Origin of the sequence: Parvibaculum sp. (assembly GCF_040882025.1) — a bacterium.
Taxonomy (GTDB): Bacteria; Pseudomonadota; Alphaproteobacteria; order Parvibaculales; family Parvibaculaceae; genus Parvibaculum.
In genome coordinates, this window is sequence record NZ_JBBECC010000169.1 from 14,979 (window position 1) to 33,766 (window position 18,788).

At 61.8% G+C, this 18,788-nt stretch carries 15 protein-coding genes; 5 read left to right on the forward strand and 10 right to left on the reverse strand.

All coding sequences use genetic code 11. The features are described from left to right. Positions 1–14: 14 nt before the first annotated feature. From WEB61_RS12155 to WEB61_RS12170, 4 genes are all read right to left on the reverse strand, one after another. Positions 15–1,028 carry an SUMF1/EgtB/PvdO family nonheme iron enzyme gene (locus tag WEB61_RS12155; protein WP_368064598.1) on the reverse strand — a complete coding sequence of 338 codons (1,014 nt, stop codon included), beginning with the start codon at positions 1,026–1,028 and terminating at the stop codon, positions 15–17. Further along, entirely contained in the window at positions 1,003–2,661 is a 1,659-nt protein-coding gene (locus WEB61_RS12160; protein ID WP_368064599.1) for a sulfatase-like hydrolase/transferase, read from the reverse strand. The genes WEB61_RS12155 and WEB61_RS12160 overlap by 26 nt, the downstream gene beginning before the upstream one ends. Positions 2,662–2,789: 128 nt before the next feature. Then, positions 2,790–3,680 (reverse strand): poly(3-hydroxyalkanoate) depolymerase, encoded by an 891-nt coding sequence (gene phaZ, locus WEB61_RS12165; protein WP_368064600.1) that lies wholly within the window; start codon positions 3,678–3,680, stop codon positions 2,790–2,792. A gap of 90 nt (positions 3,681–3,770) precedes the next feature. Then, positions 3,771–5,462 carry an alpha/beta fold hydrolase gene (locus WEB61_RS12170; RefSeq protein ID WP_368064601.1) on the reverse strand — a complete coding sequence of 564 codons (1,692 nt, stop codon included), beginning with the start codon at positions 5,460–5,462 and terminating at the stop codon, positions 3,771–3,773. 250 nt (positions 5,463–5,712) lie between these two features. On the opposite strand from WEB61_RS12170, the gene WEB61_RS12175 reads away from it, so the two are divergent. Next, positions 5,713–6,735, forward strand: a complete 1,023-nt coding sequence (locus WEB61_RS12175) for a hypothetical protein (RefSeq protein ID WP_368064602.1) — start codon at positions 5,713–5,715, stop codon at positions 6,733–6,735. Positions 6,736–6,863: 128 nt separating this feature from the next. Further along, the gene (locus WEB61_RS12180; RefSeq protein WP_368064603.1) at positions 6,864–7,919 is read left to right on the forward strand and encodes a hypothetical protein; all 1,056 of its coding nucleotides are present in this window, start codon (positions 6,864–6,866) and stop codon (positions 7,917–7,919) included. An 8-nt stretch (positions 7,920–7,927) separates the two neighbouring features. Here the strand turns inward: WEB61_RS12180 and WEB61_RS12185 are convergent, their stop codons facing one another. Continuing rightward, entirely contained in the window at positions 7,928–8,344 is a 417-nt protein-coding gene (locus WEB61_RS12185) for a DUF1330 domain-containing protein (RefSeq protein WP_368064604.1), read from the reverse strand. Between the two features lie 218 nt (positions 8,345–8,562). On the opposite strand from WEB61_RS12185, the gene WEB61_RS12190 reads away from it, so the two are divergent. Both WEB61_RS12190 and WEB61_RS12195 read left to right on the forward strand, forming a co-directional pair. Continuing rightward, positions 8,563–9,657 (forward strand): DUF2855 family protein, encoded by a 1,095-nt coding sequence (locus WEB61_RS12190; RefSeq protein ID WP_368064605.1) that lies wholly within the window; start codon positions 8,563–8,565, stop codon positions 9,655–9,657. A 29-nt stretch (positions 9,658–9,686) separates the two neighbouring features. Further along, positions 9,687–10,715, forward strand: a complete 1,029-nt coding sequence (locus WEB61_RS12195; RefSeq protein WP_368064606.1) for a glutathione S-transferase N-terminal domain-containing protein — start codon at positions 9,687–9,689, stop codon at positions 10,713–10,715. Here the strand turns inward: WEB61_RS12195 and WEB61_RS12200 are convergent. Continuing rightward, on the reverse strand, positions 10,712–11,227 hold the full coding sequence (locus WEB61_RS12200) for a TetR/AcrR family transcriptional regulator (RefSeq protein WP_368064607.1): 516 nt from the start codon (positions 11,225–11,227) through the stop codon (positions 10,712–10,714). The two genes, WEB61_RS12195 and WEB61_RS12200, sit on opposite strands and share 4 nt — an antisense overlap. Positions 11,228–11,595: 368 nt before the next feature. On the opposite strand from WEB61_RS12200, the gene WEB61_RS12205 reads away from it, so the two are divergent. Beyond that, positions 11,596–12,849, forward strand: coding sequence for a DUF6600 domain-containing protein (locus WEB61_RS12205; RefSeq protein ID WP_368064608.1), 1,254 nt, complete (start codon positions 11,596–11,598; stop codon positions 12,847–12,849). On the opposite strand, the gene WEB61_RS12210 is transcribed toward WEB61_RS12205, so the two are convergent. The 4 genes from WEB61_RS12210 to WEB61_RS12225 are packed head-to-tail and all read right to left on the reverse strand — an operon-like array spanning position 12,850 to position 18,773. Beyond that, a complete protein-coding gene (locus tag WEB61_RS12210) occupies positions 12,850–14,451 on the reverse strand; it encodes an MBL fold metallo-hydrolase (protein WP_368064609.1) in 1,602 nt (533 codons plus the stop codon). Beyond that, positions 14,451–15,356 carry a ribose-phosphate diphosphokinase gene (locus tag WEB61_RS12215; RefSeq protein ID WP_368064610.1) on the reverse strand — a complete coding sequence of 302 codons (906 nt, stop codon included), beginning with the start codon at positions 15,354–15,356 and terminating at the stop codon, positions 14,451–14,453. The genes WEB61_RS12210 and WEB61_RS12215 overlap by 1 nt, the downstream gene beginning before the upstream one ends. Further along, entirely contained in the window at positions 15,353–16,864 is a 1,512-nt protein-coding gene (locus WEB61_RS12220; protein WP_368064611.1) for a thymidine phosphorylase family protein, read from the reverse strand. The genes WEB61_RS12215 and WEB61_RS12220 overlap by 4 nt, the downstream gene beginning before the upstream one ends. A 25-nt stretch (positions 16,865–16,889) precedes the next feature. Further along, positions 16,890–18,773, reverse strand: coding sequence for an amidohydrolase (locus tag WEB61_RS12225; RefSeq protein ID WP_368064612.1), 1,884 nt, complete (start codon positions 18,771–18,773; stop codon positions 16,890–16,892). Positions 18,774–18,788 lie beyond the last annotated feature (15 nt).

Genomic DNA, 18,788 nt, shown 5'->3' on the forward strand with positions numbered 1-18,788 from the left:
CAAGCGGCCGACAATCAGGGCGCGGCTGCGGGGCCGGGCGCGGCGAGGACCGTGCGGAAGCCGAGATGGGTGGTGGCGAGGTCGATTTCCTGCGGCTGGCGGGCACCCGGGCGGTAGCGCATGCAGTAATTCGGCGCGCAGAGGAAGGAGCCGCCCTTGATCACGTTGGCATCGCGGCGGCCGTCATAAGAATCGGCAGTCCACTCCCAGAGATTGCCGAGCATGTCGTGAAGGCCGAGCGCATTGGGCTTGAAGCAGCCGACCGGCGCGACGCCGACGAAACCGTCATCGGCGGTGTTGACGATCGGGAAGAGACCCTGCCAGGTGTTGGCTTCCTTCGGACGGTTGTGCGAGGGCGGCGCGGCGGGGTCGGCGGCGCGGGCGGCCCATTCCCATTCGGCCTCGCTCGGAAGCGCGTGGCCTTTCCACTGCGCATAAGCGCGCGCGTCCTCGAGCGCGACCGCTGTGACCGGGAAGTCGTCGCGGCCTTCGATGGAGCTTGCCGGACCGCCGGGATGGCGCCAGTTGGCACCCGGCACGTATTGCCACCATTGGGAGATGTCGCCCATGCCGTCGACGTCGTTCGGCATGACGAAGACGACGGCGCCGGCCTTGCGCATTTCGGGCGGCAGGTAGGGGTGCAGCGCCGTGTCGACCGGACGCTCGGCGACCGTCACATAGCCGGTGGCGGCGACAAAGGCAGCGAAGTCGCGGTTGGTGACTTCGGTGCGGTCGATCCAGAAACCTTCGACCGAGACCTGGCGGAGCGGGCCTTCTTCCGGGTAGATCGTGTCGCCCATGGTGAAGGTGCCGGGCGGGACCCAGACCATGCCGGCGGGAGATCCGGCGCGCGGGGCGGCATCGTCGGCGGCGGGCGGCGCAAGGCATTGCGCGGGCTCGGCCGCCGCCATGCGCGCGGCGTTCGATCCACCCCTTGTCCAGATGACCGCGACGGCGGCGGCGGCGACGAGCGCCGCCGCCAATACGGAAAGAACAACGGTCCTAGTTCGCCCAGTAAACATATTCATCGTCCGGCCCGCGCGGTGCGCCGCCCATGGGGCGGTCGATCATCATCGGCGCTTCGATGAGCGCCGGCCAGATCGGATCGGATTGTTCGCCGTCGATTTCGACAAGCGCGGCCATCATTTCGGCCCGTTTTTCGGGTTCAGCTTCGGAGAGATCGTTCTTCTCGGTCGGATCCGTCGCGAGGTTGAAGAGCCAGGTCTTTTCGGGCCGTTCCGACACTTGCAGTTTCCAGCCATCCTTCAGCACGGCCTTGTAGTGGCCCGAGCGCCAGAAGAGCGGCCGGACCGGCCGCGGCGCCTCGCCAAGCGCGAGCCCGACCAGATCGACGCCGTCGACAATGCGGTCGGTGCGCCGGCTCGCGCCGGCCGCGGCCGCCGCCGTGGCGAAGATGTCGACATGGGCGACCGGGCCGTCATAGGTGCTGCCGGCCGGGATGCGCGCCGGCCATTGCATGAAATAGGGCACATGGATGCCGCCCTCGAAGAAGGTGATCTTCCAGCCGCGATAGGGCGTGTTGAGGTCGGGCAGGCCGACATAATTGGCGCCGCCATTGTCGCTGGTGAAGATCACGATGGTGTTTTCTTCGAGTCCGTTCTCGCGCAGGGCTTCCATGACTTTTGCAACGCCGCGATCGAGCGCGACGATCATCGCGGCATAGACGCGCTCGGTGTAGTTTTCGATATGGGCGAGCGCATCGTAGTCCGATTTCAGCGCCTGAAGCGGCGTGTGCGGCGCGTTATAGGCAAGATACATGAAGAAGGGGCGGTTGCGGTTGGCATGGATCGCCTTGACCGCCTCGTCGGTCAGATAGTCGGTCATGTATTGCGAGGGTTCGAAACGCGGCGAGCCGTTGAACTCGACGGCAAAAGGAAGATTGGCCCAGAGGAACTGGTCGATCGGGTCGAAATCCTGCTTCGAGTTGACGACATTCGGGTCGTTGACGGGCAGGAAGAGTGAAGCGCCGCGCATGAAACCCAGCGCCTCGTCGAAACCGCGCTTTTCGGGGCGCGAAGTCTCGGTGCCGCCGATATGCCACTTGCCGAGCATCAGCGTGCGATAGCCGGCCGATTGCAGCATTTCGGCGATGGTGATTTCGTCGGCGGGCAGCGTCATCGCATCGGGCTCGGGCACCAGCGGCTCGCGGTCCTCGAAATAGACGACGCCGGCATCGCGGTTGAAGCGGGCGATGTTCTTCGCGAAGGCCTTGGGGGCGGGCGTGAACTCGAAGCCGAAGCGGGTGGCGAAGCGGCCGGTCATGATGGCGGCGCGCGAGGGTGCGCAGGTGGCGTTGCCGGCATAGCCGTTGGTGAAGGTGACACCGTTGCTTGCGATGGCATCGATATGCGGCGTCGGCACGGTGCCGCCGCCAAGTCCGCCGCCGCCGAAGCTCAGATCGTTGAAACCGAGATCGTCGACCAGAATGACGACGATGTTGGGCGCACGCTCCAACGGGGCTTGCGCGGGTTCGGCCGGGCCTGCCTGCCAGACGATCTCGACATTGGGACCGATCGGACTGCGCCACGCATCGATGAGGCCGGGGATGTAAATCCAGTAGCGCGTGAAGAGCACGCCCGCGACGATCACGACGACCGCCAGAGCGGCCAGAAGGCCGATGCAGCGCTTTCCGATTTTCATGCCGGTTCCCCTCCGCGCCGGTTTCTGTCCGGGGCGTTTTAATGTTGTCCATTAATATAGCGCCGGCAAGCCGCCATGGCAAGCGGCCCCTGACGGGCCCGCCGCAAGCATTCCAGCCGGACAAGGGGTCAGTCGGCCATCTTGACGGTGAAGGGCGCCGGGGCGCTAGCCGCGGGCCGGCGCGGCTTTGCGGCGAAAGGGCGCGGTTCCGCCTCCTCGTCCAGGAAATCGCGAATGAGGGGGATAACCTCACTGGCGCGCGAGACCAGAAAGAGGTGGCCGCCCGAGACAATTTCGAGGCGGGCGCCGGGGATGAGCTGGGCCAGAAAACGGCCGTTGATCAGCGGGACGATCTGGTCGTTGTCGCCGGCGAGAACCAGCGTCGGCTGCTTGATGAAGGGCAGGAAGGGAACGCTGGTCCAGCCGATGCCGGCCAGCAACTGGTAGAAATAACCGCGGATCGTCGGTGCGCGCAGGCGGCTCGAATGATCCGGCGCCCCGGCCGTGTCGTCGCCATAGAGCATCTCGAAATGCTTCATCAGATAGGCCGGGTCCATGTAACGGCGCGGATGGGCGAGCTTCATCAGCGCTTTCGGATTTCCCGGCACCATCAACGAGCCGGCCGATGTCGCGCAGAGAATGAGACGGTGGACACGGGCGCCATACTGGAAGGCGAATTGCTGCGCCATCGCGCCACCCCAGGAGACGCCCATCACATCGACTTCGCCGTAGCCGAGCTCATCGAGAATGGCGGCTGCCATGCGCGCCAGGGTCCAGGGACGATAGGGAATGCCGGCCGCCGCCGAACCGCCGATGCCAGGCGCATCGAAGGCGATGATGTCGCGATCAGTCAGCGCTTCGGCGAGCGGTGCTATCAATTCGATATTGGCGCCGATGCCATTGAAGAAAAGAAGCGGACGGCCGGATGGCTTGCCTTTTCCCTCGCCGTGCCAGACCGCGGTGCGGAGTATGTTCGAACCCGCTCTGACGTCGCGGAAACGGGGCTGTCTTTCTGGCATCACGGCTCCGGCTGGAGGGCTCGCGCCCGCTGCCCGCTTCAGACGGGCGACTCAACAATGAGCGTTCAGTCTAATACAAACTATGAACGTCTAACCCAATACATATGTACCCGGCGCCGCTTCCATAGACTTGTATTTGCGATTCCCCAGCTTTTTCGGCGCGGGAATCGTCTCGCCCGAGCGCTCGCCGAGCCATGTCGCCCAACGTTCCCACCAGGATCCCTGCACTTCCGACGCGCCCGCCGCCCATTCGTCGGCGGTGTCGGGCAATTTATCGTTAACGAAGTATTTCGCCTTCGGATTGCCGGGCGGATTGAGGATCGACTGGATGTGGCCGCTGTTCGACAGCACGAACTCCCTCTTGCCGCCCAGCATTTTCGTCGTGCGGTAGCAGGCCTTCCAGGGCGTGATGTGGTCGGTAACGCCGCCGACGATGAAGGCGTCGATGTCGACCTTTCCGATGTCGATCGGGTATCCGAGAATTTCCTCCCTGCCCGGATTGGCGAAGGGCTGCGTTTCGTAGAGCGAGAGATAGTCCGAGTGCAGACCGGCGGTGAGATTGGTCGAGTCGTTGTTCCAGAAAAGCACGTCGAAGGCCGGCGGCTTCTGGCCATGGAGATAATTGTTGACGACGTAGTTCCAGATCAGATCGTTGGGCCGCAGCCAGGCGAAGACGCGAGAAAGATCGGAGCCCGCCAGCACCCCCTTTTTCGCCGAGCGTTTTCGCGCCATCTCGATGCCGCGTTTCGTGATCAGCACGCCGACATCGCTATCCTCCATGCGCGGATCGAGAACGCAGACCCAGAAGGTGACCGAGTTGACGCGCTTGTCGCCTTTCGCCGCGAGATAACTCAAAAGCGTCGCCGTGGTGATGCCGCCAGAGCAACCGCCCGAGATGTTGAGTTTCTCGCTGTCGGTGATCGAGCAGACGACACCGATCACATCGACCAGCGCCGAGACATAGTCAGCGAGGCCCCAATCGCGATGCTCCGGACCCGGATTGCGCCAGCTCACGACGAAGACCTGATAACCCTGCCGCACCAGATATTGCGACATGCTCTTTTCGGGCGTCAGGTCGAGCACGTAGTATTTGTTGATCTGTGGCGGCACGAAGAGCAACGGCATCGCATGCACCGTCTCCGTCTTCGGCGTGTATTGCAGCAGTTCCAGCATTTCGGTGCGATAGACGACCGCGCCTTCGGTCGTGGCGAGATTGCCGCCGACCTTGAAGGGCGCCTTGTCGACCTGGGAAGGCATGCCGTGATTGTTGCGCAGATCGTCAATCGCGTTGCGGAAGCCCTGTACCAGCGAGCTACCGCCGGTATCGAGTGCAAGCTTGACGGCGGACGGGTTGCCGACCAGCGTGTTCGTGGGTGCGACGGCGTCGATCATGATGTCGGCGACCAGCATGGCGCGGCCATGTTCGATCGGATCGAGGTCGAGCGAGCGGATGAAGCCATGGACTTCCGTCTGGAAGGCGAGCCAGCCCTGCATCATGCGGCGATAGACCGGGCTTTTCTGCCAGGCCGGATCGACGAAGCGGCGATCCTTCGGCTGGGGCGCGAACTTGTCCTCGCCGCTCACAATGTCGACCACATTGCGGCCAAACGAGCCGATATGCTGCATGACGGTGAAAGGCTGGCGGGCCGCGCCACCCAGGATCGAACCGATGGCCGAGAGCACATCCTCGCGGCTTATGCCGACAATCGGGCTCAGGACATTCGGCGTCTCGGCCGCTTCCTCGCCGATACCCGCACCAATATCCTCGCGACGCTTGGACATGCGCCCTCCTCCCCATATGGCGTTTCCGACCTGTCCGCCTTCCCTCCCCGGAAGACCACTTGCTAGACAGGCATTCTCGTTGCGCATGCACAACAGAGATATATGATGCGCCGCCGAAAGGGGCGCGGCAAGGGCTTCATAACCGCCATCCATTGCCCAAACTGGTGGATTTCGTATTCTCCCAGCACCAGCAGGGGAATGCAGCGCAGCAGCAGCCAGGCGGCAACCGGAGACACGGCAGGGACGCGGCGTGAGCGAACGACGAAAAATCATTCTTCATATCGGTGCCGGGAAAACCGGCAGCACCGCCATACAAAATTTTCTCAGCCTCAATGCCGATGCCCTACGTGAGGAGGGCATCGTCATTCCCGACGGCGATCTCAATCTCACCGGCAAAATCCACGGAAATCACGTTCCCGCAATGCAAAGACTGCTTGCAAAGCCGGGTAGCGGCCGGCGAGAGCTCGAAGCCGCAATCCGCGATATTCACGAAAAAACAAATGGCGCCACGATATTGATCAGCGCCGAGAATCTCGTCGCGCAAGCGGCTGCTCCCTCGTTGTTCGAGGGGCTGGCGAAAGACCATGACATCGAGGTGATCCTCTACATCCGGCGACAGGACGACTTTCTTCTCTCAGGCTGGCAGCAATGGCATGCCAAGGTGCGGGACGATTTCTGGGCGTGGCTCATCGCGGTCGTCGGCTCAACTGCCGATTGGCGAGCATATTTAATCCGCTGGGAAAAGGTCATTCCACGCGACAAGATTAAGGTCAGGCTCTTCGATCGCAAAAAGATGGAAGGCGGCGACGTGGTCTCGGACTTTTTCTCTCTGCTCGGCCTGTCCGCGCCGTTCGATTCATTCGTCTATCCCGATACGGTGATCAATCCGAGCTTTGCCGATTCCATCACTGAACTTGTCAAAGGCAACAAGACCATTTTTAGAGATGCCCACGACAACCGATTTCAGAATTTCGTGCATTACCTAACGGGAGACCGGTTCGTCAAGGACAGCAAAGAATCCAAGCTAACCGCCGCCCAGCGCCGGGCGATCGTCACGCGATACGCCGCCTCCAACCGCTGGGTGCAAGAAAACTATTTCAGAGACAAAGCAGGAGATCTTTTCGCGCCCATCAAGGACAGCGACTATTTCTACCCCGACTCCAAAACGATGAGGCGACGACAACTGGAATTCGTCGTTACCATCCTCTTCAGATATTACCGTTTCGCATTGTCGCGGCGCAAAGACAGCGGGATCGGGAAAAGCCCGGAGTAAGAAAATTCCGACGGTCATCTGCCCAACGGGCTCGTTCCACGTGCCACCTACTTTTAGGATGCGCATTACTCTGAAACGCACCGCCACAATGGTGTTCGGTGCAAACTGCTAAAGCCCAGAGACAAAAGATGCACCAAAAGCTGATTATTCATGTCGGTCCGCACAAGACGGGCACAACGTCGCTGCAACATTTCCTCTTCAAGAATCATCTTGCACTTCTGAAACTCGGCATCGTATATCCGGTCGCTCATCTGGGTGAGCAGCGCGCACATCATCGTTTCGCTCAGGCCAACCGGGGAAGGATCGACCAGAAGGAACGTCGCGTATTATCCCGTGAAGAGGAACTCGTTCCCCTTCTCGATGAAATCCGGGCGTCGAACGCCGACACGGCAATCCTCTCGAGCGAAGCCTTTTTTGCCACGAGCAAGCCGGACATCGAGATTCTGCACGAGAGTCTTCGGGCATTCTCCCCTGTCGTCGTGTTCTATGCACGGCAACAGGACGATGGATATGTATCAAGCTATGCTCAATGCTCGAAGAGCCCGATCCATCGCTATGCAAGCCCGATCGAGACTCATCTCGACGATCCCGTGCGCATGAATACCGATTTGAATATCTACGGACACGCTTCGAACTGGGCGAAAGTCTTCGGAAAGGAGAATGTCGCAGCACGGCTCTACGACAGAAAAATCAGCGTGCCGGAAGATTTTCTACGCTTTCTCGACGAACGCCGTGGCGCAGGTCCGGTACTTGCTTCGGCAATGAAACGGTTTTCCTTGACGGAGGCTCTCAACAACAGCCCGTCGCTCGAAGCAACGGAAATAACACGATTGTTCAAGTCGCAATGCCTCGATCCTGAAAGACGGCGCGCCGTTTTCAATCTTATGAACAGACATTTCAGCGATGGAAGACCGGTTGCCAGGCTTCTTTCGACGTCCGATCGCCGCGCCATCCTCGAGTTTTTCCGGAGCTCGAACGAAAAACTGTTTCGCGAATTCTTTTCCTCCGAAAACCGGTTCGCGCCGGAACTTCTTCTGCAGGGACCGGAGACGGCACGCGAGGCGCTGACGATCGAAGACATGACAAAAGCCATCGCCTATCTGGTCGACCTGCAATCCGTCGTGAACCCCGGGCCGCTGCGCCGTGTCGTCAACCTGGCGGCACGATTCCTCCGGCCCGCATAGCGGGCCGCTCAGCCGCGACGCGCGCCGATGTCGAGCTGACCGGCGAGACCGGCTTCCCGATGAACTTCGATTGCCTTGTATTCGGGCGATTCGATCATCTGCCGGAAGGCGGCGCGGGAAGGATATTCGATCAGCGCCACCCTGTCCCACAACTCCTCGACCTCGCCAACCAATATGCCGTCGACCTTGCCGAACCAGACGAATTTGCCGCCGAGACTGGCGATCAGCTTCGCCACTTCGAGGCCGTAGCGCATATAGGCTTCCTCACCTGACAGGTGGGCGTCATTTCCATCGGGATAGACGGCATGGGGACGAAACTTCAGCAGGTTAAGCAACGCGACCGAACCATCGTCGGCTGTGCCGGCGGCGGCAAAGAACGCTTCGACCTGCGCGGCCGGCGGCCGCAAGCCGTTCTGTACCTTCATTTGTCTTTTCCCACTCATTCCTGACCGATGCATTGACCGCGGTAACTCGCCACCATATATTGGCATTATAGTTGCCAATATATGGCCTGTCCATGCGGTAGCGCGCCACCGCATGGACGATCCTGCACAGGCGAATGTGCGCGAACAGCGCTGGAAGCGGCTCGGCGCAGATGACATCATGCGCGGCATCGCCAAGCCCGACGCCGAAAGGACAGAAGATGACCGCCACCACGCAGGATTTCATCGTCAACCGCGCCGACCTTGCCCAGACCAGATGGGTCAACGGCCCCGCACCAAGGGACGTCGCGCTCGACGAGGGGCAGGTGCTGGTTGAGGTCGAGAAGTTTGCCTTTACCGCCAACAACATCACCTATGCGGTGGCGGGCGACATGCTGAACTACTGGTCGTTCTTTCCGGCGGAGGCTGGCTGGGGCAAGATTCCGGTTTGGGGTTACGCGACGGTGGTGCGTTCGCGATCGACCGAGATTCCCGAGGGTGAACGGCTCTACGGCTATTTTCCCATGTCGTCGCATCTCGTCATGCAGCCGGAAAATGTGACGTCAGGATCCTTCCTCGATCTCTACAAACAACGGCGCGAGCTGCATCCGGTCTACAATACCTATACGCGGCTGAAATCGGACAAAACGGCACCGCCGGCGCTCGACGACCTGCAGCCGATACTGCGACCGCTCTATACGACATCGTTTCTGATCGACGACTGGCTGGCCGACAACAATTTTTTCGGCGCCAAGCAGGCATTGCTGCTGAGTGCTTCGTCAAAGACGGGATTCGGACTCGCCTTCGGGCTTGCGCAAAGGCGGCCGAAAGGACCGGAAGTCGTCGGCCTGACATCAGCAGGGAACCTCGCATTCGTCGAGAGCCTCGGCTGCTATGACCGCGCGCTGACCTACGACAAGATCGCGACGCTTGACGCAAGTGTGCCGACGCTTGTGGTCGATTTTGCCGGCAATGGCGAAGTGTTGGCGGCCGTCCACCGGCATTTTGGCGACAATCTCGTCGAGAGCACGCAGGTGGGACTGTCGCATTGGGATGCACCGCGCGTGTCCGGAACGCTGCCTGGCGCCAAGCCGCATCTCTTCTTCGCGCCCGACCAGGCACGCAAGCGGATGGAGGAATGGGGTAAAGCCGGTTTCGACACGAAGCTGGGCGAACGCTGGCGCGCCTTCGCCGGCAAGGCCTCAACGTGGGTCAAGCTCGAACGCGGCAAAGGGCCGGAGGCGATCAGCAAAGTCTATTCCGAAACACTGGCCGGAAAAATCGACCCGGCAGCCGGAAACATTCTCTCGCTCTGACCAGAAACGAACAGGGACAGGAAACGAAAATGACGCTGGAGACACCGCTGCTTTTGAGCGGCGCACCGGGCTCGCCCTACACCCGGAAGATGCTTTCGGTGCTGCGTTACCGCCATATTCCCTATCGTTTCCTGCTGAGCGGACACAATGTGCCCGCCGGTCTGCCGACACCCAAGGTTGCACTGTTGCCGACTTTCTATCTGAAGGACGGTGACGGCGCTTACGAGGCGGCGGTTGATTCGACGCCGCTGATCCGGCGCTTCGAAAGAGCGTTCACGGGCCGGCATGTCGTGCCGGCCGATCCGGTCATCGAATTCATCGACTATCTCCTCGAAGACTATGCCGACGAGTGGCTGACCAAGGCGATGTTCCACTATCGCTGGCACTACAAGACCGACATCGACCGGGCGGCGGCCATCCTGCCGCTGTGGCGCAACATCACCGCCTCGAACGACACGCTCGCGCAAATGAGTAAACTGTTCTCCGAACGGCAAATTTCGAGGCTCTATGTCGTCGGTTCCAACGAGACGACGGCGCCGGTGATCGAGGCGAGCTATCAGCGCTTTCTCGATGCGATGACGGCGCATCTCGAGGTGCAGCCTTTCCTGATGGGCAGGCGACCCGGGGGCAGCGACTTCGGCGTGTTCGGCCAGTTGACGCAGCTCACGCATTTCGATCCGACGCCGATGGAAGAAACACTGGCGCGAAGCCCGCGCGTTTTCGCCTGGGTCGACGTCATGGAAGACCTGTCGGGCCTCGATCCCACCGACGGTGACTGGATGCAGCGCGATGCGATTCCCGAAACGATACGAGGGCTTCTCGGCGAGGTTGGGCGCGTCTACGTACCGGCGCTCATCGCCAACGCAAAGGCACTGGCGGCGGGATCGGACAAAGTCGAGACCGAGATCGATGGCAAACCATGGGTGCAACAGCCTTTCCCTTATCAGGGCAAGTGCTTGCAATGGTTGTGCGAGAAGCGCGAGGCGCTGACGCCGGCTGATCGCAAGACCATGGATAGCGTTCTCGAAGGAACGGGCGTTGAAGCGCTGTTCAGCTAGCGTGACGCGCGGGCCGCAAGCGTGGCAAGTATCTTCTCCATGACACGTTTGGCCTGCGTTACCGACAAGCCCTGATCCTCACGCAGGCGACGCCAGAATTCGAAGCTCATCGTCGCATCCAATGCATCGAACAACGTGCGATCCTTCGTCAGCGATGTGGGCAAAGACGCTCGCAAGATCGTACGGAGGCTGTCATTCATCCAGCGCCGGTCTTCGCGCAGAAAAGGCGACGAATGGCTGTGCACATCGGCGGCAATACGCAGTGGCATGATTTTTTCGAAGAGCTTTGCGCGGCGGGCAACGAGTTGCTCCAGCAAATCGGGTGCATCGGCGGGTGGTTGCTGCTCGGCCAGAACCGGGCGCAATTCGGTACGCATCAACGCGGCAATTTCGCGATAGAGACTTTCCATGTCGTCGAAATGCCGGAAGACACTGCGCAGCCCGACATCGGCGCGGGCGGCAACGTCTTCAGCACGCGGCGCAACCTGGCCTTCACGAATCAGGTCGCGCATGGCCTCGACGATACGTCGCCGGCTCGCCTCACTGCGGAGGCGGCGGCCGTCCTTTGTCTTCTGTTTTTCCTTAGCGGGGGGCATTGGGACCTTGAGGGATTGTCTTGAGTTTTTGGGGGGATGATTTTCAGTTCTTCATTCTCCCAAAGGGCGACCGTAAAAGCCATAACCACTGGCGCGATTTGTGCCAAAAAGCGGTGACAAGCCGGCGGATATGCAGTTAACTGTTTTCTACGGGGTACGTCAGAGATCACCGGGCGGGACCGTCGACGACAGACGGGACCACTCAAAAGCAAAGAGACAGAAGCCAGCATGGCTCTCTTTGCCGCCTTCGGGCAGGTGATCGGTGTCGATGAGGCCCCGTTTTCATGCATGCCCTCCTTTCGCATCCCCGCCGGCGGATGCATCCACGTTTTGTAATGGCGCTCGCCTTGCTGGCAGCGCTGTCACTGTGGATGTCCGCGGCGACGCCCGCTCATGCCGGCTACTATCCGCCGGCCCATTCGGACGCTGCCTATTTCCACGACTCTCTCGCTCCCTACGGTACGTGGACCCATCACGCAAGTTATGGCGCGGTCTGGTATCCACACGGTGTGGCGCATGGCTGGCGCCCCTACACGCATGGGCGCTGGGTCTGGGACGATGGCTACGGTTGGACCTGGGCGTCGGGCTTCGCCTGGGGCTGGGCACCGTTTCACTATGGCAACTGGGTGTGGGACGCCGCATTCGGATGGATATGGGTGCCGGGCCGCGTATGGGCGCCGGCATGGGTGACGTGGCGCTACAGCGACAGCTATATCGGCTGGGCGCCCGTCGGGTATGGCGTCAGCTACTGGTCCTACAATCCAGGCTGGAACCATGGCGGGTGGAACTATGTCCGTCGCCACCATTTCAGTGCGCCGGTCGTGCATCAGCACATCATCGTCGTCAACAACTACAAGACGATCTATCGCAACACCCACCGCTGGGCACCGCCGCGCAACAAGCACAATCGCGTCGAACATCGCGGCTTCGATCGCAGCTTCGTGGAGCGCGGCAGCCGCTACAAGGTCGACCGCGTTCATGCACGGCCCGAGCATTGGCAGCGGAACGAGCGGCAAGACGGCCCACGGCTCGACCTGCGGCAACAGGTTCCGGAACAGCGGTGGCGGCAGCGGCAAGCGCCGCCGCAGCAACATGTGCAACAACGGCAGATGCGGGCGTTGCAGCAGCCGCGGCAGCAACAGGCACAACCGCAGCAGCACCAGCGACAGGTTCAGGAACAACAGCGGCGTCAACAGCGCGCGTGGGACCAGCAACGCCAGCGCCAGATGCAGGAACCGCAGCGGTGGCAACAACAGGCGTATCAACAACGCCAGATGCCGCAGCAGCAGTGGCGACAGAGACAGGCACAACCGCAGGTGCGCCAGACGCCCGAGCGCCAGCGGCCGCCGCAGCAGCAGGTGCACCAGCCACAGCGCCAGATGCAAGAGCGGCGGCAAGCCCCGCCACAGATGCAGCGGCACGCTCAGCAACAACAGCACGCACCTCAGACGCAGCGGCGACCGGAGCGCCGCTACGAGCAGCGCACCGAACGCCGTGACCAAGGTGACCAGCGCGACGGGAGCCGAGGCTGGCGATGATCAGCCGGAGTCGTTCTCAATAGCGCGGCGCATCCGGCGAATGATCACGTTGCGGGCGCGGTCGTCGGCCGCGCCCTCAAGTTGCTCACTTATGTCGAGCCACAGCTTCGACAGATCGTTGTGCCAATCCTGACGGCCGACAAGTTCAGGCTGCAAACGACGTGGCGCGGGCCGGCGCCGGGCTTCGGGTGCTTCGGCCAGAAGATCGAACACCTCGTCGAGATCGGGGGCGAAAATGCGCTCGCCATCGAGCCCGAGATCGGCGAGGCGCGCGTGCAGACCCGCAAGGCCGTCCTCCTCTCCATGCACCAGAATTGTGCCACGCATGACGGAACCACGCTCGGCGACCCAGCGGGCGAGTGCCGGCCCGTCGGCATGGCCCGAGTAAACATCGAGCGTGCGGATGCGGGCCCGCACCTTGATCTCCTCGCCTTGGATGCGGACGGCCTTCGCGCCCGATTGCAGGATTCGGCCAAGCGTTCCTTCCGCTTGATAGCCGACCATGATGACGGTGGTATTCTCCCGCCACAGGCGATTTTTCAAGTGATGACGGATACGGCCCGCGTCGCACATGCCACTCGCGGCGACAATGATGTGGCTGCCGTCCACGCGTTCGATCATCATGCTTTCGGCAACCGTTTCGGTGGTGCGGACGCGCTGCGCATGCATGGCGCGACGGAACTCCTCGCCGTTCTCCAGATTGTCGGCATGGTCGAGGAAAACTTCCGTGGCGCGGATCGCCAGCGGCGAGTCGAGGAAGATCGGCACATCGCGCACACGCTTTTCATCGACCAGTACCAGAAGATCGGCCAGCAGCTCCTGTGTACGTTCGACCGCGAAGGTCGGAAAAATCAACACTCCGTTCCTGTTCAGCGCTGTGTTGACCTCGGTGGCAAGAAGATCGCGACGTGCCGCGACCGTCATCGGCGCACGCTCCCGCGACCCGTAGGTCGCTTCGCAGATCAGATAATCAAGGTTCTCAGGCGACTCGGGCGCAGGGTGGAAGCTCTTCACATCCGGCCCGATGTCGCCGGAAAAAAGCAATCGCAACTTGCGCGGCGATTTCAGACCCGTGTCGATTTCGATTTCGACGGAGGCCGACCCCAGAATGTGGCCCGCATTCCAGAAGCGGGCGCGGATGCCGTCCGCCGGCTCGACCCACGCGTCGTAGGCGACCGGACTGAACGCGCGAAGCGAGGCCTCGGCGTCGGCAACCGTGTAGATCGGCGTGACTTCAGGTCTCCCACGCTGTGCGTTACGGCGATTGAGATGTTCGACCTCGAATTCCTGAATGTGGCCGGCGTCAGGCAGCATGCAGGAAAGAAGATCGATGGTGCCATGCGTGGCATAGATGGGGCCCGCAAAGCCGTGCTTCACCAGCTTCGGGATGAGACCCGAATGATCGATATGGGCGTGCGTGAGAAGAACGAAGTCGATCTCGCCCGGTTCGAAAGGGAAATCCGCGTAGTTGAGCGCCTTCAATGTTTTCGCACCCTGAAACATGCCACAATCGACGAGAAAATGCGTCTGGCCAGCCTGCAGCAAATAGCAGGACCCGGTGACGGTGTGTGCAGCACCATGAATGCTGAGGGTAATCGACATTACTTCTGCTTCTCGCTTCCTGTTTCGCTACGCACCGCATCGGTCAAAATTCCGGTGAGTGAAATGGCGTTGGTGGGGTGCGGCACGGAGGTCGTGGACCAGATCGCGCGGGCACCAGCGGCGCGAATACGTTCCTCAATCTCCGCGTCAAAGAGAGCATGTGTAACGACAACGGCAATGTCGGCAGCGCCGAGCCGTTTCAAGCTTTCGACGGCGACTGTCACCGTGCCACCGCTCGATACAATATCGTCAGCGACCAGGACCGAACGGCCCTCGATTTTCGCGGACGGAAAGACGATCCGGACATCTCGGTCGCCGCGCCGGTCCTTCTCACCGGCAATCGCCTCGGCTCCGAGAATACCCGCGATGCGAGATACCCACTGGATCGATTCAGCATCGGGCCCGGCAACGAGCGCAGAACACGAGAAGCCCCGCTCGCGCGCGAATTCGGCGATAATTTCAGCGGCTGTGAGATTTTGTGCCTCGGTGCCCGGAAAGACTTCCCGAATGTCCGAGACGCGGTGGAGATGGGCGTCGACCGTCACGATGCGGTCGAACAACGAACCGAGCCAGCCACCGATCGCCTTCTGGCTGATTGCCTCACCCTCATGGAATACCTTGTCCTGACGCATATAGCAGAGATAGGGAGCGACGAGAACGAGACGCGCCGCACCACCGCGGCGCAACGCTTCGGCGGCCAATGCCAATTCGACAAGCTTCCCGTTGGGCCTGTCGAGCGGGCAATAGAGAATTGTCGTCGGCGCCGGCGCGGCGACCGTCACACGGGATTCACCGTCCGGAAACTTGTGAACGCCGATTTCACCAAATGCTGCGCCCAGCGTGTCCGCCAGTTCGAGGGCATGAATGCGTCCATGTGCAAAGGACTGTACCGGAGCGATACTCACCTGCCCGCTCCGCCGGCAGGTGCGCCGAGCGCAAAGCCGTTCAGTTCTGCCGCCGCTTCGACGGCGAAGTCGAAGTGCGACTGACCGGCCGAGTGGATCCGGTAGAGCGGCTCGCCGGCTTCGACACGATCGCCTACCCGCTTCAGCATATCGAGCCCGGCGCCGCGATCGAGCGGCGCGCCTGCGAGACGTGCCATTTGCGCGATGCGGAAGCAGTCGATAGCCGCGACGACGCCGTCGGCGGGCGACAGCACTTCGGCCTTCAACGGCCCCAATGGCGGACCGGGCGGCGCATGGCCTTGCGTGTCGATGATGCGCCGCATACGGGCTGCCGCCTCGCCGCTGTCGAGCAATTCGCGGGCGCGCGCATAGCCGCCGCCGCCCCTGACAGCCGGGTCGCCTTCAATAATGTGGCCGGCGAGCTGGAGCGACTTCTCCCGCAGATCGGCAGGCGCATCCGGTTCGTTGTCGAGCACGGCCATGACGTCGCGTGCCTCGAGCATCGGCCCGATGCCTCGGCCGACCGGCTGCGCACCATCGGTCACCACGACATCAACGTGAAGGCCCATCTGATCGGCGACATATTCGAAAAGTTTGCGCAGCCGCATTGCGTCGTGAGCGTCGCGCACTTTTGCGGTGGGTCCGACCGGAATGTCGATGACGAGATGGGTCGACCCCGCCGACATTTTTTTCGACATGATGGAAGCCACCATCTGTTCCCGCGTATCGAGATTGAGCGGACGTTCGACACCGATCAAAATATCGTCGGCGGGCGACAGATTGACATGGCCGCCCCAGACCAGACAGCCGTTGCATTCGCCCACCACGGCGCGCATCTCCTCGATCCGGAGATCGACACGGGCAAGCACTTCCATCGTGTCGGCGGTGCCTGCGGGCGATGTGATGGCGCGCGAGGAGGTTTTCGGGATGGTCAGTCCGTGCGCCGCGACAATCGGCACGACAATCATCGAGGTCCTGTTGCCCGGTATGCCGCCAATGCAGTGCTTGTCGACGATCATCGGCGAGTTCCAAGTGAGGGTGTTGCCGGCCGAGGCCATCGCACGCGTCAAGTCCAACAGCTCGCCAGTCGTTAGGAAGCCGGCACAAGCGACCAGAAAAGCGGCGATTTCCATATCCGAATAGCGATATCCGGCAATGTCGCGGATGATGGCATCAATCTGATGTGCGTTGAGCGTTTCGCCGGTGATCTTGGTACGCACATATTCCAGGCTTTGCGGTCGGCGCGCCGGTGCGATCGTGATCAACGTGCCCTCGGGCAACCCCAGGCGGCGAAATGCCGGCTCGGCAAGGCCAATTTCCTCCGGACCAACAAGCGACGGATCGTGGGAAATATCGAGGCTCGCAATGATGGAGCGGCCGTCATGAACGATCTCCAGCCGCTTGAACGCCTGAAAGGCCTCCGGCCGGAGCGCGGCGCAATCCGACGCCAGTATCGCAACGTTCTCGCGCAGCGTGTCGAGTGGTATGCGTCGGATCTTGAGTTGCATGGTGTTCGGGCTTCTCTCTGGCCGTTCAGGCGACGTAGATGGTTTCGCCCCGCTTGATCGTTTCGACGATCTGCAGATCGCGGAGATCGGCCGGGTCAATCGCCTCGGGGTCTTCCGCCGTGATGACGAAGTCGGCGAGCTTGCCTTCCTCGATGGAGCCTTTGATGTCGTCCTCGAAATGCTGCCAGGCGGCCTCGATGGTGATACCTCGCAGGGCATCGTAAGCGCTTATACGTTGATCTTCCCCCAGCACTTCGCCGCTGCGGGTGCGCCTGTTGGTCGCAGACCAGAGCAGCATGCGGCAATCGGAGGGCGCAACCGGCGAATCATTGTGCAGCGTATAGCGCATGCCGCGTTCGATAGTCGACCGCACGGGACTGATGCGCGCCGCGCGTGCCGGACCCAGCACCGAGTCCCGGTGCCAATCGCCCCAATAGAATGTGTGAGTAACGAAATAAGATGGTATGATGCCGAGCTTTTCCATCCGGTCGAGCTGGTCTTCTCGTAACGTTTGGGCATGGATAACGGTCGCACGCCGGTCGCCGGGCCCATATTTCGCCGTTGCCTTTTCGACGGCGGCGATGAACTGGTCGGCGGCGGCGTCGCCATTGCAATGCGCGTAGACCTGCCAGCCGCGTGCGAAGGCATCGTCAACATAGTTGGCCGCCGTCAAATCGTCGATGATCCGGTAGCCGCGATAGTCCGGCTTGAATCCCGGCGGCACAACCTCATAAGGCTCCGTGAGCCAGGCGGTCTTGGCTTGCGGCGAACCGTCGAGCATCAGCTTGATGCCGCCGATCTTGAAGCCATTGTAATCCTTTCGCACCTCGACATCGCCGCGCGCCAGATCGTCGATATGAGTGAAGAAAGGATAACCGATCACATCGATTTTCAAGCGGTCGCGCTCGGCCGCGAGCGTCAGCAGATCGTAGTCGGGGCGCCGTGTCGCGCCATCCTGCGCGGTGGTGATACCCCATGCGGCATACTGATCCTGCACCTTGTCGAGAAGGTCGAGCATTTCATTCTTTGAGGCTTCCGGCAGACGTGGCAGGGCGAGCGAAATGGCACCCTCCTCGAGAATGCCGTTCGGTTCGCTGGTGCCAGGCCAGCGGCGGATGACTCCGCCGGCGGGATCGGGCGTATCGGCCGTGATGCCGAGCAGGTTCAACGCATATGAGTTCACAACCACGACATGAAGCGACGCGTGATAGGCAAGCACCGGTTGCTCGGTCGACACTTCGTCGAGATCGGCGCGGGTGATGGCGCGCTTCTCGACCAGCAGCGAGTCGTCGTAGTTCGCGCCGAGAATCCAGCCGCCGCGGCCGCCGCCGGTCTTCTCCCGGTACTTCAGTAGTTCGTTCCGGATGTCGACGATGCTGCCGATGGGCCCTGCCGGAATCGGCGCGAGGTTCTGGAAGCCCATCAGCAGCGCCGTCAGGGAAACATGGCCGTGGCAGTCAATGAAGCCCGGCAACATGGTCTTGCCGCCGAGATCAACAATGCGGGCACCGCTGCCCGCACGCGATACGACCTCGGTCTCGCCGCCGACCGCGAGAATGCGGTCTCCCTTGACTGCGACCGCTTCGACGACCGGCAGGGCCGAATTCATCGTGCGGATGGTGCCGCCGCGATAGATCGTGACGCCGCCGGAAGCCGCGCGGACGCGCCGCGTGGCCCCGCCGGCGATGGCGGGTGCGGCGAAGGTGAGCGCCGCAGCGGCATCCGCGAGCACGTCGCCGCCGGCGCGCGAGACGCCGAGCGCGGTCAGCATGCCAGCCGTCAACACCGCACCGGCGCCGAAAAAATCGCGCCGGCTCAAATGTTCGCGTTTCGGCGGATAGGCGCCCCAGACATAAGGGGTGCAGCAGGGGCAATTGCCACGATGGGTCTTCGGATCGTCGTATGACATCGATGCCTCGGATAA

What these genes read in the sequence shown, in the direction of transcription:
- WEB61_RS12160 (WP_368064599.1), bottom strand. Translation starts at nt 2,661, where the DNA reads ATGAAAATCGGAAAGCGCTGCATCGGCCTTCTGGCCGCTCTGGCGGTC.
- WEB61_RS12185 (WP_368064604.1), bottom strand. Translation starts at nt 8,344, where the DNA reads ATGAAGGTACAGAACGGCTTGCGGCCGCCGGCCGCGCAGGTCGAAGCG.
- WEB61_RS12155 (WP_368064598.1), bottom strand. Translation starts at nt 1,028, where the DNA reads ATGAATATGTTTACTGGGCGAACTAGGACCGTTGTTCTTTCCGTATTG.
- WEB61_RS12190 (WP_368064605.1), top strand. Translation starts at nt 8,563, where the DNA reads ATGACCGCCACCACGCAGGATTTCATCGTCAACCGCGCCGACCTTGCC.
- WEB61_RS12180 (WP_368064603.1), top strand. Translation starts at nt 6,864, where the DNA reads ATGCACCAAAAGCTGATTATTCATGTCGGTCCGCACAAGACGGGCACA.
- WEB61_RS12210 (WP_368064609.1), bottom strand. Translation starts at nt 14,451, where the DNA reads ATGTCGATTACCCTCAGCATTCATGGTGCTGCACACACCGTCACCGGG.
- WEB61_RS12200 (WP_368064607.1), bottom strand. Translation starts at nt 11,227, where the DNA reads ATGCGCGACCTGATTCGTGAAGGCCAGGTTGCGCCGCGTGCTGAAGAC.
- WEB61_RS12170 (WP_368064601.1), bottom strand. Translation starts at nt 5,462, where the DNA reads ATGTCCAAGCGTCGCGAGGATATTGGTGCGGGTATCGGCGAGGAAGCG.
- WEB61_RS12225 (WP_368064612.1), bottom strand. Translation starts at nt 18,773, where the DNA reads ATGTCATACGACGATCCGAAGACCCATCGTGGCAATTGCCCCTGCTGC.
- WEB61_RS12205 (WP_368064608.1), top strand. Translation starts at nt 11,596, where the DNA reads ATGCATGCCCTCCTTTCGCATCCCCGCCGGCGGATGCATCCACGTTTT.
- WEB61_RS12220 (WP_368064611.1), bottom strand. Translation starts at nt 16,864, where the DNA reads ATGCAACTCAAGATCCGACGCATACCACTCGACACGCTGCGCGAGAAC.
- WEB61_RS12195 (WP_368064606.1), top strand. Translation starts at nt 9,687, where the DNA reads ATGACGCTGGAGACACCGCTGCTTTTGAGCGGCGCACCGGGCTCGCCC.
- phaZ (WP_368064600.1), bottom strand. Translation starts at nt 3,680, where the DNA reads ATGCCAGAAAGACAGCCCCGTTTCCGCGACGTCAGAGCGGGTTCGAAC.